We start from the raw sequence: 16,347 nt of genomic DNA, 5'->3' as shown, positions 1-16,347 counted from the left end.
CGAGCGGTTCTGAGCTTCTGCTCGCGCGACGCACTTCCGTGCGCGATCAGCGCGGACGGACGACCACGGGTGCCGCGGCGGCGTCGGCAGGGGCCACGGCGTAGCCGGCAATCGCATCGGATGCTGTGAAGGTCACGCCCGCGCGCAGGGTGCCCCCCGCGGGGTCGAGCCGGTAGAGCTCGCCGGCGCGCAGGTCGACCGAGACCGAACCGCCCGCGGGGACACGCACCTCGCGCGGCTCGCCGGCGCCCGCATCCTCGGTCAGGACCGCGGCCACCTCGGAGGCACCGGGGTTCACGAGCGCGAGCTGCGGACTCGGCCCGTCGGCGACCGCGAGGAGGGAGGGCACGCGGATGTCGTCCGCCGTGCCGTACCAGGCGAAGTCGGACCCGGCATCCGATCCCGTCGAGGTGTGGACCGAGGCGACCACCGGTGCACCCGCGTCGACCTCCACGCGATAGCGACCCTGGGGAAGCGTGTCCAGATCCACGTCGACGGGCACGCCGGCCGCGAGGGTGAGATCGGGGAAGGAGGCAGCGGTGGTGCGTCGCCCGACGGGCGACACCGTCACGGTCGCGGTCGTGTCGTCCGAAGGGGCGAGCAGCCGCACCACCGTGTCGGTGGGCTCGTCACCTTCCGCGACGCTCGAGAACGCGGGGATCGTCTGCTGAGCCCTCGGGAGCCCGGTCGCGCCGCCCTGGTCGACGCCGACCGGGACGAGCGTCCGGGTGAGGCTCGACTGCAGGACGGCCTGCACGGGTGCCTGCGTCGCCGAGACGAGCACGACGGGGCTCGCTTCGCCGAGCGCGAGCGAGGCGAGGGGCACGACGCGCTGCTGGCCGGCGGGGATCAGGATGTCCGCACCCGCATCGGGGGCCACGCGGCCCCCCGAGGCGAAGACCGTCAGATCCACGCGGGCCGCGACATCGCCGGGGTTGGCGAGGATGACGAGATCCGCCGCGCCCGTGAGGCCGCTGCCTCCGGCGAGCCAGGTCTCCATGGCAGGCGGGGTGCAGGCGGAAGCCGCGAACCCGGCGAGATCGTCGGCGTCGACACGCGACGACCCCGCCGCGGCCAGGTCGGTGCGCATGCGATCGACCGGCTCCGCCGAGAACGACGCGATCGGCGGGGCATCCGGGACCGCGGAGGCGATCTCGCCCGCGACGGGTGCGGGCGCACCGGCGACGGTTCCCGACACCACGTTCTGCGGGGCGGCGACCTGCAGCGCGCCGACGTCCTCGGTATCCCGCCCGACGGCGAGCACCGGGCCCGCGCACGAGAGGAGGGAGGTCGCGGCTTCGGGCCGTGTCGTCAGCGAGAGCGTCGACCGCTCGACGGTCGGCAGGGTAGCGGTCGCGATGAGGAAGGTCCCCGCCACGACGGCGAGGCTCAGGGCGGCGCCGACGCCGCGGCGGATCCGGCGGGCGGTGGTCACGAGGCCGACCTTTCTGCGAGCCCGTCCCGCTCCCCGATGATGCGGGGGTGACGCCTGCCGGCCCGGAGGCTGGCGCGCGTCGGGACTGCGAGCAGCAGCGCGACGGCGATGACGCCGAGCTGCAGCAGGGCGACGCGGACCGAAGTGGGCCCCGAGGCGTCGTCGACGGTGCGCTCGGCGATGGTCCCCTTGACGCCCCACAGGACGCCGCGGGCCGTCTGCCCAACGCTCACGAGATCGGCTCGCTGATTGAGGAGGTTCTGCGCCCCGAGCCGCGCCGCACGGGCGCGGTCGCTCTCGCGGGGGGCCTGTTCGAGGAGGACGTACGCGATGCCGTGCCGACCGAGCTGGGCGACGACGTCGCCGGTCACCGTGGAGACGAGGTCGGCCGTCACGTGGGCCAGCTCGCGGTCACCGGCGGTCAGCTCGGGGCGCGTGGACTGCAGCGTCGTCTGCCCGCCGAGGGTCTCGCTGGCGCCCCAGACCACGGAGGCCGAGTAGGCGGCATCCGCCTGCACGGTCAGGACGAGGGTCGCCGTCTGCTCACCGTCGCGCTCACCCTCGCTGCCGGCGGTCTGGACGTACGCGGGGAGTGTGCTGGACGGCCCGTCCTGCAGGGCGGAATCGCCGCGGACGACGGCAGTGAGCGCCGGAACGGCGCCGACGGCGAGGAAGGCGATCACGACGGATGCCGCGACGGGGACGAGGGCGTCGACCCGGCGGAACCCGTCGAGGCCGGTGACGGCGGCGAGGATGAGGCCCGCCCACGCGAGCGAGAGCGCGCTTCCCGGCCAGATCGAGACGGGCCCGGACATGCCCGCGGTGAGGGCCACACCCGATCCCAGGGCCGCGGTGGCGACGCCGAGGACGGCGGCGACGAGCGCCACGGATGCCGGGAGCAGCCGCCCGACGACCGGCGCCAGCAGGGCGAGCAGCACGACCGGAGCCGTGAAGGCGGCGACCCACCAGGCCCGCCCGTCCTCACCGAGGAACTGCGTCCAGCCGACGCCGTCGGTCGACGGGTAGCCGAACGCGAACAGGACCTTCGGCAACAACCCATCGGGGTTTCCGCTCAGCGCGAGCGGCCGGCCCGGGTCGGCGAGGATCGCGAGGGGGTCCCCCGTCGTGAGGTGGTACCACCCGAGGGGCAGGAAGATCGCCACGGACGGGATCATCAGCCAGGCGATGCGGCCGGCTCCCCGCCCGCGTCGCATCGACACGGCCAGGACGATGGCCACGAGCCACAGCACGATCAGAGCGGGTGCCAGCGAGGGCGCGCAGGCGAGCACGACGACGAGGATGATCGAGGCGAGCCCGGCGCCGCTCCACGACCGTCGCGCGGCCGCGGCCGTGTAGATGAGCCACGGCAGCGCGAGGTGCAGGATGACCGCGGTCGGTCGCCCCTCGATCAGTGCCGCGAGGAAGGGAGGTGCCACCGCCCATGCGAAGGCCGCGGCGCAGCGCAGCACGGACCTCTCGGTGACGCGGGTCGCTGCGAACCATCCGCCGAGCGCGGCGAGCGGCAGTGCGAGGAGCCAGAGGATGACGATCGCGCGCGAGGGCGCGAGGGGCGACAGCGAACCGACGAGGGCGACGACCGACGCGAAGGGGTCGGCCGGCCCGACGGTGTCCCAGCCCAGCGCACGCGGGCCGTACGCGGCATCCGTCCACAGCGCCACGACGCCGCTGCGCAGCGGCGCGAGACCTCCCCCGCCGAGCACGGGCCACGCCAGGAGCGCGCTGAACGACAGCGCGGAGGTGGCGAGGGCACCGAGGACGACCCAGGCGCCGCCGCCGCTGAAGAAGCGGAGGTCTTCGCGCGGAGCCGCTGCGGCATCCGCTTCGTCCTCGAGCCGCTCACGCAGGTCCCGTCGGCCGATCCGCAGCTGCGCCAGGGACAGCCACGAGGCGGTCCGGTTCCGCCGGATGGTGCGGCGCGCGCGCACGACGGCCGCGAACGACACGAGCACCGAGAACGACGCCGCCCACTCGGGTCCGATGCGTCCCGGAGTCTTCGCGACCAGATGGCCGAGGGTGCGCCACAGGGCGAGGGGCAGGAGGGTCAGCCAGTGCAGCAGGACCACGGGAGCCGGGGCATAGGCCAGGCGACGGTGGAGCTCGGCCTTCCGCGCGGCGTAGAGACGGCGGCCGCGCGCGCCGGCCGAGCGTCCCGCCGGGGTTCCCGCGACGCCGTCGCCGGCGACGGCGACGAGCGCGGAGGGCGTCAGAGCGACGCGACCGCCGGCGAGGCGGGCGCGGATGCCGAGGTCGAGACCCTCGTCGGCGCCGGCCAGACCCTGGTCGATGCCCCCGAGGGCGTTCCAGACCTGCGCGCGGACGAGGACGCCGCGGATGTCCGATCCGAGGACGTCCTCGGAGGCGTCGTGCTGCCCCTGGTCGAGCTCGCCGTCGGCGAGACCGACCGTGCGCCCCGTGTGGGTGAGGGTGACCCCGAGGGAGACGATCCGACTGGGGTCGTCCCAGGAGACCAGCTTGGGCGCGGCGAGCGCCACCGAGGGGGCGGTCTCGAGCGCTCCGGCGAGCCGTGCGAGCGCGTCCGGGGCGGGCGCGGTGTCCTGCGCGAGCAACCAGACGGCGTCGCCGGTGATGCGCCGGCTCGCCAGGCGGAGGGCTTCGGCGAAGCCGGTCCCCCGGCCTGCGACGATGACCGCCTCGGCTCCGGACTCGGACGCGAGCTTCTTGAGGGTCTCGTCGGGTCCGCAGAGGACGACGGTGAGCGCGTCGGCACGCCGCGTCTGGGCGGCGAGCGCGCGCAGGGTGCGGCTCAGGTGGAGATCCGTGGGGCCTCGTCCGTGGGGGCGGACGACGAGGATCGCGTGTACTCGGGCGGGCATGGCCAGGTCAGCCTAGGTCGCGACTCGGGCGACGCGGGGAGGACGGGCGGGGTGGCGCGGATCGCGTCAGGAAGCGCGCCGCTTGAGCTTGCGTCGCTCGCGCTCGCTCAGACCGCCCCAGATGCCGAAGCGCTCGTCGTTCTGGAGGGCGTATTCGAGGCACTCGCCTCGGACGTCGCACGAGGTGCAGATGCGCTTCGCGTCACGCGTCGATCCGCCCTTCTCCGGGAAGAAGGCCTCCGGATCCGTCTGTGCGCACAGGGCGTCGGCCTGCCATGCCAGCGCGGTGTCCTCGTCGGTGTCGACGCGGCGACGGACGCCGGGGACACCGAGGTTCACCGGATCGACGAACCAATTCTCGGGAACGCCGGAACGGTAACCCGTCATCTTGCTCTCCCACCTGTAGACACTCGCCGCGGTGCGGCCGATGCCTAATTACACCCGTGTGATTCGCTCGGGTCAAGTCGCAGATCGTAAACCCTCAACCCGATATTGAATCTTCTTGAGGCTCCCCGGCGTGTCGCGACCTCAGCCCTGCACACCCGGCCGGGCCAGGTAGGCGACCCCGGAGCCGTCCAACACGAGCTCCGACTCGTCCTGAGCGTAGGCGGCGGTCCCCGGCGTGAGATCGATGCGCCGCCCCCCGGCGGACACGATCACGCGGCCTTCGGTCGCCAGCACGATAGCGGGTCCGTCGAGCCCGACGTGCAGCGGCGTGCCGGTCGGTGCGTACCGGGCGAGGCGGAAGTCCGCGACTCCGGCGTCGAACAGCTCCCCCGCATCGGCGGGCACCGGGTCGAGCAGCGGCGCCGCGCCGGGCTCGGTGTCGACGATGCGCATGAGCTCCGGGACGTCGATGTGCTTCGGGGTCAACCCGCCGCGCAGGACGTTGTCGCTGGCCGCCATGAGTTCGACGCCGAGACCGTCCTGATACGCGTGGAGCACCCCGGCAGGGGCGAACACGGCCTCACCGGTGCGGAGCACGACGAGGTTCATGAGCAGGGCGACCACGATGCCGGCATCCCCGGGGAAATCGCGCACGACGGCCCGGAGGACATCGACCTCTTCGGCGAAGTCCGGCACGACGGCGTCGGCGAGCGCCGCGGAGACGTCCGAGACGATGTCGTCGGCGCGCCCGCTCAGCACCTCCTCGATCACGGCTCGCAGTGCATCGGCAGGGGCGGCGGCGTCCAGTGCCGCGCGAAGACGTCGGACACCGGATGCCTCGCCGAGGCCACCGAGCAGGCGCTGCGTGTCCTCGACGGGCCGCAGCCCGACGAGGGCTCGGAACCGCTCGCTCAGCGCGACGATGATCTCGGGCTTGTGGTTGTCATCGCGGTAGATGCGTTCGGCGGCGTCGCGGGGGACGCCGGACGCCTCCTCCGCGGCGAAGCCGGCCCGCGCCTGCTCGAGGTCCGGGTGCGCCTGGATCGACAGCGACGACGACGCCGCGAGGATCTTCAGGAGGAACGGGAGCGGCGGCGCCCCGGCATCCGTCCTCGCCTGCATCAGCGAGCGGCCGTCGCCGAGGACGGCGGGGCTGCCCGGGTGGTCGCCGAACCAGACCTCGGCCTCGGGCGCTCCGCTGGGGGTCCGCCCCTGGAGGGACGGGATGGCGGTGGGGGAACCCCACGCGTAGTCACGGGGTTCGTTCGAGAGCGTCTCCAGCACGCGAACAGCCTAGGGCGTGGGGCGGAACGCACGGGGCCGCGCGATACCCTTCTGTCACCATGGCCGTCCACTCCTCGCACCCGGTCTCGGCGCCCCCGGCAGCCCCGCCGCGTGAGCGGACGAGCCACATCCTGCTGCGCGGCTGGTGCATCGTCCTGCTGGTCGTCACCCTGTCGGGGACGGCCCTGCCGCTCGCCTTCGGAGTCGGTGTCGCCGCCGCCATCGGCGTCGCGAGCTTCCTCGTCTCGGTGACCCTCTGGCTGACGACGCGGCCGCGGGTGCAGTGGCCCCGACTCCCCTGGTACGCGCTCACCTATCTCCTGTGGGCCGTCGCCTCGACGATCTGGACCCACTGGATCAACGCGACCCTGCTGACCGTCGCGCTCCTGATCGTCACGACGGTGGGCGCCCTCTTCGTGGGGGCGGTCCTCACCTGGCGCGAGATCGTCCGCGCCCTGGCATCCGCCCTCAAGTGGATCCTCTCGCTGTCGATCCTCTTCGAACTGTGGGTGAGTCTCGTCTGGGACGGCCCGATCCTGCCGCAGTTCGTCCGCCCCGAGGGCCGGGTCGCCGACCCCATCGTGCTGTGGTCGCGCGACAACCTGTTCGACGGCGGCCGCATCCAGGGGATCTTCGGCAACTCCAACGCGCTCGCGTACGTGGCGCTCCTCGGGATCGTGGTCTTCGCCATCCGCATCGCGTCCAAGGCCCCTCGTCGCCCCGTCCTGGTCCTCTGGATGCTCCTGGCCGCGTTCCTCTTCGTCCGCGCCGGATCGGCGACCGCCACCCTGTCGGCCGTCGCGGTCGTCGTCGTCCTCATCACGGTCCTCGTCATGCGGACGACCACGCGCGCCGGTGAGAGGACTCGTTACTACGTCCTCTACGGCGTCGTCGCCGTCGGCGGCCTCGTGGCGGCGTGGGCACTGCGCGACCGGGTGTTCACGGCACTCGGCCGCTCGAGCGACCTGACCGGACGCGAATCGATCTGGCAGAAGGTCCTGGAACGCGCCGTCGAGCACCCCGTGATCGGATGGGGCTTCTCGACGCCGTGGATCCCGACCGACCCCGCCTTCGACGGCTGGATCATCGACCACGGGCAGACGGTCATGCAGGCCCACAACATGTGGGTGGACGTCTTCCTGCAGCTAGGCGTCGTCGGGATCGTCCTCATCGCGGCGGCGTACGTCGCGTTCATCTGGCGTTCCTGGTTCTTCGCCGTCGACCGCCCGCGATGGGACCTCGTCTCGGACCGGCCCTACACGGCGGTCACTCTGCTGCCGACCCTCACCGGCGCCATCCTCCTCGTGCAGGGCCTCGCGGAATCGACACCGCTCCTGAACTGGGGGTGGTTCCTGCTCATCCTGTTCGCCTTCAAGATCAAGCAGGCACCGCTGGTGGGACGCGGCCCGTCGGAGGAACGCCTCATCGGCGAACAGGGCGACAGGCCGTCCGAGCGATGAGCACCCCCCGCGCACTCCCGCGACTGTCGACCGCCCTGCAATCCACCGAGGTCGCCGCCGTCTACTCCCTCGTGACCATCGGCGCGCTCTTCTCGACGCACGCCCTGCGTCAGCTGATGGGCGACGCGGGCTACGGCGCGATCCTGACCGGGCTGTGCGTGATCGGCGCGGGGATGATGCTCGCCCGTCGGGCGGAGCTCCGCGTCATCCATCTCATCCCCACGACGCTGCTGGTCCTGCTGGCCTGGCTGCTGATCACCGTCGGGTGGTCGGGCTCACCGGAGGCAACCCTCTCCGGATGGCTGCAGCTCGCGGCGCCCACCTTCCTCGCCGTCGTCGTCGCACAGTTCCGCGACACCCTGCAGACCGTGCGCGCCACCGGAGACGTGCTGCGGATGCTGCTCGCCGTCTCGTTCGGACTCGAGATCCTCAGCGGCATCCTCCTCAACCTCCCCATCAGGTTCCTCGGCATCGCGGGCAACATCGCCTACGGCGGCCCGATCCAGGGGATCTTCGGCACCCGCACGGCACTCGGGCTCGTGACGATCATCGCCCTGCTCACCTTCCTCGTGGAATGGCGGACCCGGTCGGTGAGCGCCGGCGTGGCGATCGGCTCCGTCGCCCTCGCCGCGACCCTCGCCGTGTTCACCGCGTCGCCCATCGTGCTCGGCATGGTGCTCATCTCGGGGACGGCCACCGGCGCCCTCGCGATCCTCCGGCGCGTCCGCCCCAGCGTCAGGCCGGTCCTTCAGTGGGTCCTGTCCGCCGTCGTCGTGGTCGGGCTCATCCTCGTCTACCTCTTCCGCCGCCCGCTCGTGTATTGGCTGAACGCCGAACCCGACTTCTTCACGCGGTCACGACTGTGGAACGTCATCCTCGACATGTCGGCACTGCGGCCGGTGCAGGGATGGGGCTGGGTCGACACCTGGCCCGACCACCTCTCCCCCTACACCTACATCCGCATCGTCGCCGGCCGCTCGCACGCCTCCGCGCTCAACGCGTGGATGGATGTGCTGATCCAGGCGGGCACGGTCGGCGTCGTCCTCCTGGTCGTGTTCGTCGGTCTCGCCCTCGCCCGAGCCTGGACGTCGGCGAGCGAACGCAGGTCGACCGTCTACGTATGGCCCGCCCTCGTCATCATCGTCCTCCTGACGGACTCGATCGTGACCAGCTCGCTGCTCGGCGGCTCGGGGTGGTTCCTCCTGGTGCTCTGCGCGACCCGGGCATCGCTCGTGCGGGGGTGGCGACGCGAACGCCCGCTCGCCCCGGACGCCTCCATCTCCCCGGACGCATTCGGGCCAGGCGCACCCGCTTAGAATCGACCGATACCCGCCACGATCCAGGAGGTTCATCCGTGCGATTGCTTCGCAGGCGTCTGCGAGGGAACGCCTTCCTGCAGAGGTGGCGGTTCGGGCTGTGGATCGCGCTCTACGCGGTCGCGTCCCGGCTCGTCCGCGTGCGGGAGGGCCGCACCCTCTTCCTGTCGGATTCCCGTACGGACTTCTCCGGCAACATCGCGTTCCTGCGCGACGAGATCCGCCGACAGCGACCCGACGCCCGCATCGTGGGGATCTTCAAAGCCGGCCTCGCCGACCGCCGTCCGCTGCGGGACTCGCTGCGCCTGCCGTGGGAGCTCGCCCGGGCGCAGACGATCGTGCTCGACGACTACTACCCGATGATCTACCCCCTTCATCTGAGGCCTGAGACCCGCCTGCTGCAGGTCTGGCACGCCGCCGGCGCGTACAAGAAGGTCGGATGGAGCCGGGCCGGCCTCCCGGGCGGACCCCTCCCCGGATCCGTCGCGCACCGCAACTACACGGATGCGACCGTCAGCTCCGAGGCGATCCGCCCCGACTACGCCGAGGCGTTCGCGATGGATGTCGCCCGCGTGCACGCACTCGGAGTCCCCCGCACGGACGTGTTCTTCGACACCGAGCTGATCGAGCGCAGCCGTCGGGACGTGCGGGCGCGGCTCGGCATCCGTCCCGACCAGCGCGTCGCGGTCTTCGCCCCCACCTTCCGCGGCAACGGGCAGCTCAGCGCCCACTACGACATCGACGCGGTCCCGTGGTCGGAGCTTCCGGACGACCTCGGAGAGGAGTGGGTCGTCCTCGTCAAGCTGCATCCCTTCGTCGCTCGCAAGGGCGCGGACATCCCCTCGCACGAGCGGATCATCGACGTCTCCGCGGAGCGCGAGCTCAACGAGCTGATGATGGCGGCCGACGTCCTCATCACCGACTACTCCTCGGCCATCTTCGAGTTCTCGTTGCTCGGTCGGCCCATGGTGTTCTTCTGCCCCGACGTCGAGGTGTACGCCGCCGAACGATCGTTCTACCACCCGTTCGAGGACTACCTCGCCGGCCCGCTCGTGACCGACGGCGCCGATCTGGCGGCCGCGATCCGCGACGCGCGTGCCGGCGACGACCTCGAGGCGTTCCGCGAGCGCTTCATGTCCGCCTGCGACGGCCACTCCACCGAGCGCATCGTGCGCGAGATGATCCTCACCCCGCGTCAGGTCGACGAGCGTCCGAAGCTGCTCGACGATCCGCCCGTGCAGCCCACGCGCATCGACGGTCCCGTCGGTCGTCACCTGCTCGCCGCGCACGTGCTGCGCACCGCCCTGCGCGCCTGCTACGCACCGCTGAAGCTGCTGCCCACGCGCCGCAAGGTCGTCATGATCAGCCGCGAGCACCCCGAAGAGACCGACGACTTCATCGATCTGCGAACCGCGATCGCCGAGATGGACCCCACCGTGAGGGTCGTCTCGCTCGTCAGGATGGTCCCACCCGGACTCGTGAGGAAGCTCGGCTACGCCGCACACCTGCTCGTCCAGCTGTTCCACGTCGCGACCGCTCGGGTCCTGATCGTCGACACCTATTCGATGGTGGCGAGCATGCTGCGCCACAAGGACGACCTCGTCGTCATCCAGATCTGGCACGCCCTCGGCGCGTTCAAGAAGTTCGGACTCAGCATCCTCGGCACGGGCGAGGGGCGCGACGAGCGGCTGGCCGACGCGATGCGGATGCACGCGGGCTACGACCTCGTGCTCGCCAGCGGCGACGCGTGCCGTGCGCCCTACGCCGAGGCCTTCGGAACGGACGACAGCCGCATCGTCGTGGCCCCGCTCCCCCGGGTCGACCGGCTGCGCGACGACGAGCTGACCCGGCAGACCCGCGAGCGCATCTACCGCCGGCATCCGCACCTGCGCGGCGCGAGGATCGCGGTCTTCGCACCGACCTTCCGGATCGAGGACACCGCGATGGCCGCGCCCGACGACGTCGTCGCCGCCCTCGAGGCGGTCGGTGTGCACGTCGTCGTGAAGCTGCACCCCCTCATGACCCTGCGCGGCAGCGACGTCGACACCGCCGAAGGCTTCTCGACCCAGGAGATGCTGACCGTCGCGGACGTTTTCATCACGGACTACTCCTCGACGCTGTTCGAGGCGGCGGTGCGGGGGGTCCCCACGTACTTCCTCGCCCCCGACCTCGACGAGTACCTCGCGACCCGCGACTTCTACCTCGACTACCGGCGCGACCTGCCCGGCCCCGTCTGCGCGACGGTCGACGAGCTCGCGACAGCCGTCGAAGCGGGTGCCGCGAAGGCGACGGATGCCGCAGCCTTCGCGCGTCGCTGGGTCGCCGAGTCCGAGAGGACCGGCGCCCGCCCGTGCACCGACCGGATCGCCCGCCTGGTGCTCGACCGGATCGACGGACCAGGCCGAGCCGGCGCCCTCTCATAGGAGCGGGGGCCCTCGCATAGGATGGTGCGGGCGTGTCAGCACACGTCCGCACCGACTCACGAGGAGCTCTCGCCGTGACCACACCCCGCACTGTCGCCGTCGTCCTGGCCGGTGGCATCGGAGTCCGGGTGGGCCTCGGCATCCCGAAGCAGCTCATCAAGATAGCGGGCAAGGCGATCGTCGAGCACACCCTCGAAGCCCTCGAGGGCAGTCCGCACATCGACGAGATCGTCATCATGATGAACGCGGCGGCCATCGGCGAGCTCGATCATCTGCTCGACAGCGAGCGCTTCGCGAAGCTGACGCGCATCCTCCCCGGCGGCGAGACCCGCAACGACACGACCCAGCTGGCGATCGCCGCCCTCGAGGGCGACGACACGAAGGTCCTCTTCCACGACGCCGTCCGTCCTTTCATCGACGACCGGATCATCGAGGACTGCGTGCGCGCGCTCGACACGTACGAAGCCGTCGACACCGCGATCCCCTCGGCCGACACGATCATCCAGGTGGATGCCGATCGCCTCATCACCGGCATCCCGGACCGCTCCTTGCTGCGACGCGGCCAGACGCCCCAGGCCTTCCGCCTCGGCACGATCCGCAAGGCGTACGAGATCGCGGCGACCGACCCGTCCTTCCGCGCGACGGACGACTGCGGTGTCGTCTTCGCCTACCTTCCCGAGGTCCCCATCTACGTCGTGGACGGGACCGCCGAGAACATGAAGGTCACCGAGCCGATCGACGTGCACATCGCCGACAAGCTCTTCCAGCTGCAGTCGGCGAGCCTGTCCCTCGAGAGCATGACGACCGTCCCCGACCTCTCGGGCAAGACGGTCGTGGTCTTCGGCGGCAGTTACGGCATCGGCGAGAGCATCGTCCAGCAGGCGACGGATGCCGGGGCCACCGTCCACGAGTTCAGTCGGTCCTCGACGGGGACCGACATCCGCTCCGGCAAGGCCGTCCGCGCTGCGCTCGGAGAGGCCTATCAGCGCAGCGGCCGGATCGACGTCGTCATCGTCACGGCCGGGGTCCTGCGCATCGCGCCGCTCGTCGAGAGCCGCAAGCGCGACCTCAAGGACACGATCCAGGTGAACCTCATCGCGCCGGCCATCGTGGCCCGCGAAGCCCACCCCTACCTCGCCGAGACGGGCGGACAGGTCGTCCTGTTCACGTCGAGCTCGTACACGCGCGGGCGGGCCGGCTACAGCGCCTACTCGGCGACCAAGGCCGGCGTCGTGAACCTCACGCAGGCCCTGGCCGAGGAATGGGAGCTGTCTCGGGTGCGGATCAACTGCATCAACCCGCAGCGCACGCGCACGCCGATGCGGACGCAGGCTTTCGGCGAGGAGCCCCTCGACAGCTTGCTCGACCCCGCCGATGTGGCGCGGGTCACCCTGAACGTGGCGGCATCCGATCTGACGGGTCAGATCGTGACCGTCAACGTCGCCGCGATGCGCAACGCGGCGGGCTGACCCGCCGCGTCACAGCCCGCCTCAGCGGGCTCAGCCGCCGATCTGATTGCGCTCGATGACGTCGAAGAACGCGCGGCAGATGTAGTAGTCCTCCGCCGTTGTGATCTTGATGTTCGAGCGGGGCCCGTCCACGCGGTACAGGGTGTGCCCGTAGCGTCGGAGAAGGCTGCAGGTATCGATGGAGTCGTTCTCCCCGTCAGCGACGGCCTGGTCGTAGACGCCGAGGACGGTGTCGAGCCGGCCGCTCTGCGGCGCCTGGGCGACGTAGAGGTGGTCGCGCGGGATGACCTCGTCGACCGCGCCGTCTGCGGAGGTGATAATCGTCTCGTTGAACTTCGTGCTGGTGATCGCGGGGCCGTGGGCGCGGACGGTCTCGATGTTCGCCGAGATGACGTCCGCGTTGATGAGCGGACGCACGCCGTCGTGGAGCAGCACGACCGTGTCGGCGGGCGCCTCGTTCGCCACGGCCCGCAGCGCCCGGTGGCGCGACTCCTGGCCGGTGGCGCCGCCGTCGACGATCCAGTTCACCTTCGTGAGCTCGTACCGTGCGACCAGCCGCGCGAACCGGTCCCGCCACTCGGGCAGGATCGACACCGCGATGCGGTCGATCTGGGGGTGGTCCTGGAAGTGCTGCAGCGTGTGCACGATCAACGGAGTCCCGTGGATCTCGAGGAACTGCTTCGGCAACGTCGCCGACGACATGCGGGAACCGATCCCGCCGGCGAAAATGATGGCGATGTTCACGCGATCTCCTCTTCTGGAACGTCCTTCTCACTGGACTCTGCGGTGTTGGACGAGGACTGCGCTGTCGGCACCGGGCTCTCGGTGATCTTCTCGGTGTCGGGGTTGCCGATGATCAGCCAGTCGATGACGCGATCGGCCGCACCGGTGTCGACCCGGTCGAAGTTGAGGCGTCGGAACTCGGCGACCTTCTCCTGCTCGAACTCCCCCGTGCGGAGCGCGTCGATCACTTCGTCGAAGGTGTCCGCGACGCGACCGGGGGCGGTCTCGCCGTAGTCCCGGTGGAATCCTCGCGTCGCGGCGTAGTTCACCCGGTCGGGAGCGAAGAACAGCATGGGACGGTCGAGGAGCGAGAACTCGTAGATGATCGACGAGTAGTCGGTGATGAGCACGTCCGTCGCGTGCAGCAGGTTCAGCCCATCGGGGTAATGGGTGAAGTCGAAGAACCGGTCGCGGTACTGCTCGGGGATCTCGATCGGGTTCTTGACGAAGTGGTGCATGCGGAAGAGGACGACCGTGTCGTCGCCGCAGGCGTCGTAGAGCGCGTCGAAGTCGATCTGGCTGTAGTCGTAGAACGCGGTGTAGATCGAGCGGCCGCGGAACGTCGGTGCGAACAGCACGACCTTCTTGCCGGCGATCTGCGGGTACTCGGCGGCGAAGTCCTCGAGGAACTGGTCACGGCGCTGCGGATCGAGGAACCAGTCCACGCGCGGCAGGCCGGTCGGGATGACGGCGGCCTCTTCGATGCCGAACGCCTCGGCGTACACGTGTCGGAGGTGTTCCGACCCCGTGATGGCGAAGGTGTACTGGCGGTGCGGGTGCCACAGTTTCGGCGATCCCAGATTGCCGAAACGGCTGTAGCCGACGGATTTGAACCCGCTGCCGGCGTGCCAGAGCTGGATGACCTTGGTCCGCGGATCCATGCGCAGGCTCTTGAGGATGCCGAAGTAGTCGTCGAGCAGGACGATCTCGCTGGTCGCCAGCAGGTAGATGATCCGAAGGGTCGTCCCCCACCCACCCGAACGGGGAAGCCGGAACGAGTACTTCATGTCGAAGCGGTCCTGCAGCCCGCGCTCGACGATGCGCTCCTGCACACGCCGGAGGTTGCCCTCGATGCGGACGCGCTGGTCGGAGGCGAAGAGGATGCGGCCGGGCTTGACCCCGACGGTGCGCGTGATGATCTGGTAGATCAGTCCGGCGTAGCGCTGCTTCGAGGGCGCACCGAGCAGCAGGGCCTTGAGCCGCTTGATCGGCCGGAATTTCTTCGGCTTCGGACGGGAGCGGAACAGGTGGTAGCTCCGCATGAGGAAATCGAGGCGCTCGAGGTCGACCGAGTTCTCCGCTATGCCGAACGACACGGTCGTGACGGCGCGGTTGCCGTCGTAGAGGAAGACCCGTGAGCCTTCGTCGAGTTCGCGCAGGGATCGTCCGTCGAAGCGGGCGGGCGCGACGCGCTCACCGTGGGCGAACATCACGATCCGCCAGGTGCCGTTGGGGATCGCCTGCCGGTTGCGGAACGTCGGGACGTCGACGTGCAGCTCGAACGAGCCGGGGGCCACCTCCGTGAACGGCACGGGGATGCGGCGCTTGCCGTCGATGAAGCGGAAGTCGACGGGCGGCGGCGGGATCTCGCCCCACTCGGGCTCGAGGGGGGTCCACGGGCCGACCTGCTCGACGCTGAGGCGGATGGTGAGCTTGGCGCGCTCCCAGCTCAGCGAGTCGACCGTCACGTCGAACGGCGGCCGCGGACGCACGACCTGCTCCGCCTCGACGGGTTCCACGGATGCCGCGGGCACAGCTGCGTCGGTCACGACCGGTTCCCCTCTCCGCGCTCCTCGTGCCATGCGATGGTGCGGTCCAGGCCGCGGCCGAGTCCCACGTGGGGCGCCCAGCCGAGGCTGCGGAGGCGGGTGTCGTCGAGCCCTTGACCCTTCACCGAGTTGTAGCGACTGTGGTCGACGCCCTCGGCGAAGCGCACCGTGAGGTCCTTCTCGGGCCGTGCCCGGGTGAACGCCTCGGCCAGTTCCCGGATGCTGATGAAGCCGTCGCGGTCGGAGATGTTGTAGGCGGTGTCCTCGCCCTGGAGGATCGCAGCGAACATCCCCGAGACGGCGTCGGCAAGGTACGTGTACGTGCGCCGCGCACTGCCGTCGCTGTTGAGCGTGATGTCCCGACCCGCGAGCACGTCGGCGGTGAAGTCGGCCTGGACGCGTCCGTCGTCGAGGGCCATCCCGGGCCCGTAGATGTGGCCGAAGCGCGCGATCGTGATGGGGACGCCGTGCTGCGCGTGGTAGCTCACCGCGATCGTCTCGGCGGCCCGCTTGCCTTCGGTGTACGAGGCGCGCGGGTTGAGGATGTCGACTGAGCCGTACTCGTCCTCGGCGACGAGCGAACCGTCGGACACCCGCTGGCCGTAGACCTCCGCGGACGACATCAGCACGAAGCGCGCTCCCGGCGACGCGACGCAGAGGTCGAGGAGCCCGAATGCGCCGGTGACGTTGGCGCGGATGGTGTCGACGGGGCTCGCGGCGTGGAGCGACGGCCGAGCCGGCGACGCGCCGTGGATGACGAGGTCCACGGGGCGGTCGATCTCGATCGCGTGGCGGACGTCACCGCGGACGAAGAGGAGGTCTTCGCGATCGGCGGCGGCCGCGAACTGACGGCGGGCCTTGTCGACGTCGCGGACGAGGGCCAGGACCGTGATCCCGGCATCCCGCACATCGTTGAGACCGAGGAGCGTGTAGACCGCGTAGGCGGGGATCATCCCGGCCGCGCCGGTGACGAGCACCGTCTTACCCGCGAGATCGTCCCACGGGAGGGGCTGCCCGATGATCTCGGCGACGTCGCCGTCGATGGTCGCACTCCCGGTCACGTGAGGAACCGGCGCGTGGGGTGTCGGTTCGCCGCCACGGGCTGTCTGTTCAGGCATTTTGCCGATTCTACGTCACCGGGCCTGCGAGGCCCTGAGCGACGGACG

Annotated in this window: 11 protein-coding genes; 4 read left to right on the top strand and 7 right to left on the bottom strand. The window is 70.7% G+C overall.

Going from position 1 to position 16,347, the window contains the following annotated elements; all coding sequences use genetic code 11:
* Nucleotides 1-46: 46 nt before the first annotated feature.
* The 4 genes from MRBLMI1x_RS08005 to manA form a co-directional block, all read right to left on the bottom strand.
* Nucleotides 47-1,435 (bottom strand): DUF5719 family protein, encoded by a 1,389-nt coding sequence (locus tag MRBLMI1x_RS08005; RefSeq protein WP_363457978.1) that lies wholly within the window; start codon nt 1,433-1,435, stop codon nt 47-49.
* Nucleotides 1,432-4,290, bottom strand: a complete 2,859-nt coding sequence (locus MRBLMI1x_RS08000; RefSeq protein WP_363457975.1) for a glycosyltransferase family 2 protein — start codon at nt 4,288-4,290, stop codon at nt 1,432-1,434. The genes MRBLMI1x_RS08005 and MRBLMI1x_RS08000 overlap by 4 nt, the downstream gene beginning before the upstream one ends.
* A gap of 66 nt (nt 4,291-4,356) precedes the next feature.
* Nucleotides 4,357-4,677, bottom strand: a complete 321-nt coding sequence (locus MRBLMI1x_RS07995) for a WhiB family transcriptional regulator (RefSeq protein WP_018188733.1) — start codon at nt 4,675-4,677, stop codon at nt 4,357-4,359.
* A 141-nt stretch (nt 4,678-4,818) separates the two neighbouring features.
* On the bottom strand, nt 4,819-5,961 hold the full coding sequence (gene manA, locus MRBLMI1x_RS07990; protein WP_363457971.1) for a mannose-6-phosphate isomerase, class I: 1,143 nt from the start codon (nt 5,959-5,961) through the stop codon (nt 4,819-4,821).
* A gap of 59 nt (nt 5,962-6,020) precedes the next feature.
* On the opposite strand from manA, the gene MRBLMI1x_RS07985 reads away from it, so the two are divergent.
* The 4 genes from MRBLMI1x_RS07985 (at nt 6,021) to MRBLMI1x_RS07970 (ending at nt 12,629) form a co-directional block, all read left to right on the top strand.
* Nucleotides 6,021-7,421, top strand: a complete 1,401-nt coding sequence (locus MRBLMI1x_RS07985) for an O-antigen ligase family protein (protein ID WP_363457968.1) — start codon at nt 6,021-6,023, stop codon at nt 7,419-7,421.
* Nucleotides 7,418-8,737, top strand: coding sequence for a hypothetical protein (locus MRBLMI1x_RS07980; protein ID WP_363457965.1), 1,320 nt, complete (start codon nt 7,418-7,420; stop codon nt 8,735-8,737). Before MRBLMI1x_RS07985 ends, MRBLMI1x_RS07980 begins: the two co-directional genes overlap by 4 nt.
* Before the next feature lie 38 nt (nt 8,738-8,775).
* On the top strand, nt 8,776-11,160 hold the full coding sequence (locus MRBLMI1x_RS07975; protein WP_363457962.1) for a CDP-glycerol glycerophosphotransferase family protein: 2,385 nt from the start codon (nt 8,776-8,778) through the stop codon (nt 11,158-11,160).
* Between the two features lie 74 nt (nt 11,161-11,234).
* The gene (locus MRBLMI1x_RS07970) at nt 11,235-12,629 is read left to right on the top strand and encodes a bifunctional cytidylyltransferase/SDR family oxidoreductase (protein WP_018188738.1); all 1,395 of its coding nucleotides are present in this window, start codon (nt 11,235-11,237) and stop codon (nt 12,627-12,629) included.
* 30 nt (nt 12,630-12,659) lie between these two features.
* Here MRBLMI1x_RS07970 and MRBLMI1x_RS07965 read toward each other — a convergent pair whose 3' ends face one another.
* Genes MRBLMI1x_RS07965 through MRBLMI1x_RS07955 form a run of 3 tightly spaced genes read right to left on the bottom strand, consistent with a single transcriptional unit; the run spans nt 12,660 to nt 16,299 of the window.
* The gene (locus MRBLMI1x_RS07965) at nt 12,660-13,373 is read right to left on the bottom strand and encodes an IspD/TarI family cytidylyltransferase (protein ID WP_116228606.1); all 714 of its coding nucleotides are present in this window, start codon (nt 13,371-13,373) and stop codon (nt 12,660-12,662) included.
* Nucleotides 13,370-15,181, bottom strand: a complete 1,812-nt coding sequence (locus MRBLMI1x_RS07960; protein WP_363457958.1) for a CDP-glycerol glycerophosphotransferase family protein — start codon at nt 15,179-15,181, stop codon at nt 13,370-13,372. The genes MRBLMI1x_RS07965 and MRBLMI1x_RS07960 overlap by 4 nt, the downstream gene beginning before the upstream one ends.
* The gene (locus MRBLMI1x_RS07955) at nt 15,178-16,299 is read right to left on the bottom strand and encodes an NAD-dependent epimerase/dehydratase family protein (RefSeq protein WP_363457955.1); all 1,122 of its coding nucleotides are present in this window, start codon (nt 16,297-16,299) and stop codon (nt 15,178-15,180) included. Before MRBLMI1x_RS07955 ends, MRBLMI1x_RS07960 begins: the two co-directional genes overlap by 4 nt.
* Nucleotides 16,300-16,347 lie beyond the last annotated feature (48 nt).

Source organism: Microbacterium sp. LMI1x-1-1.1 (genome assembly GCF_040676205.1).
In the GTDB taxonomy this organism is placed as follows: domain Bacteria; phylum Actinomycetota; class Actinomycetes; order Actinomycetales; family Microbacteriaceae; genus Microbacterium; species Microbacterium aquilitoris.
The sequence above is the reverse complement of the archived record's forward strand: the minus strand, read 5'-3'. Positions and strand labels throughout refer to the sequence as shown.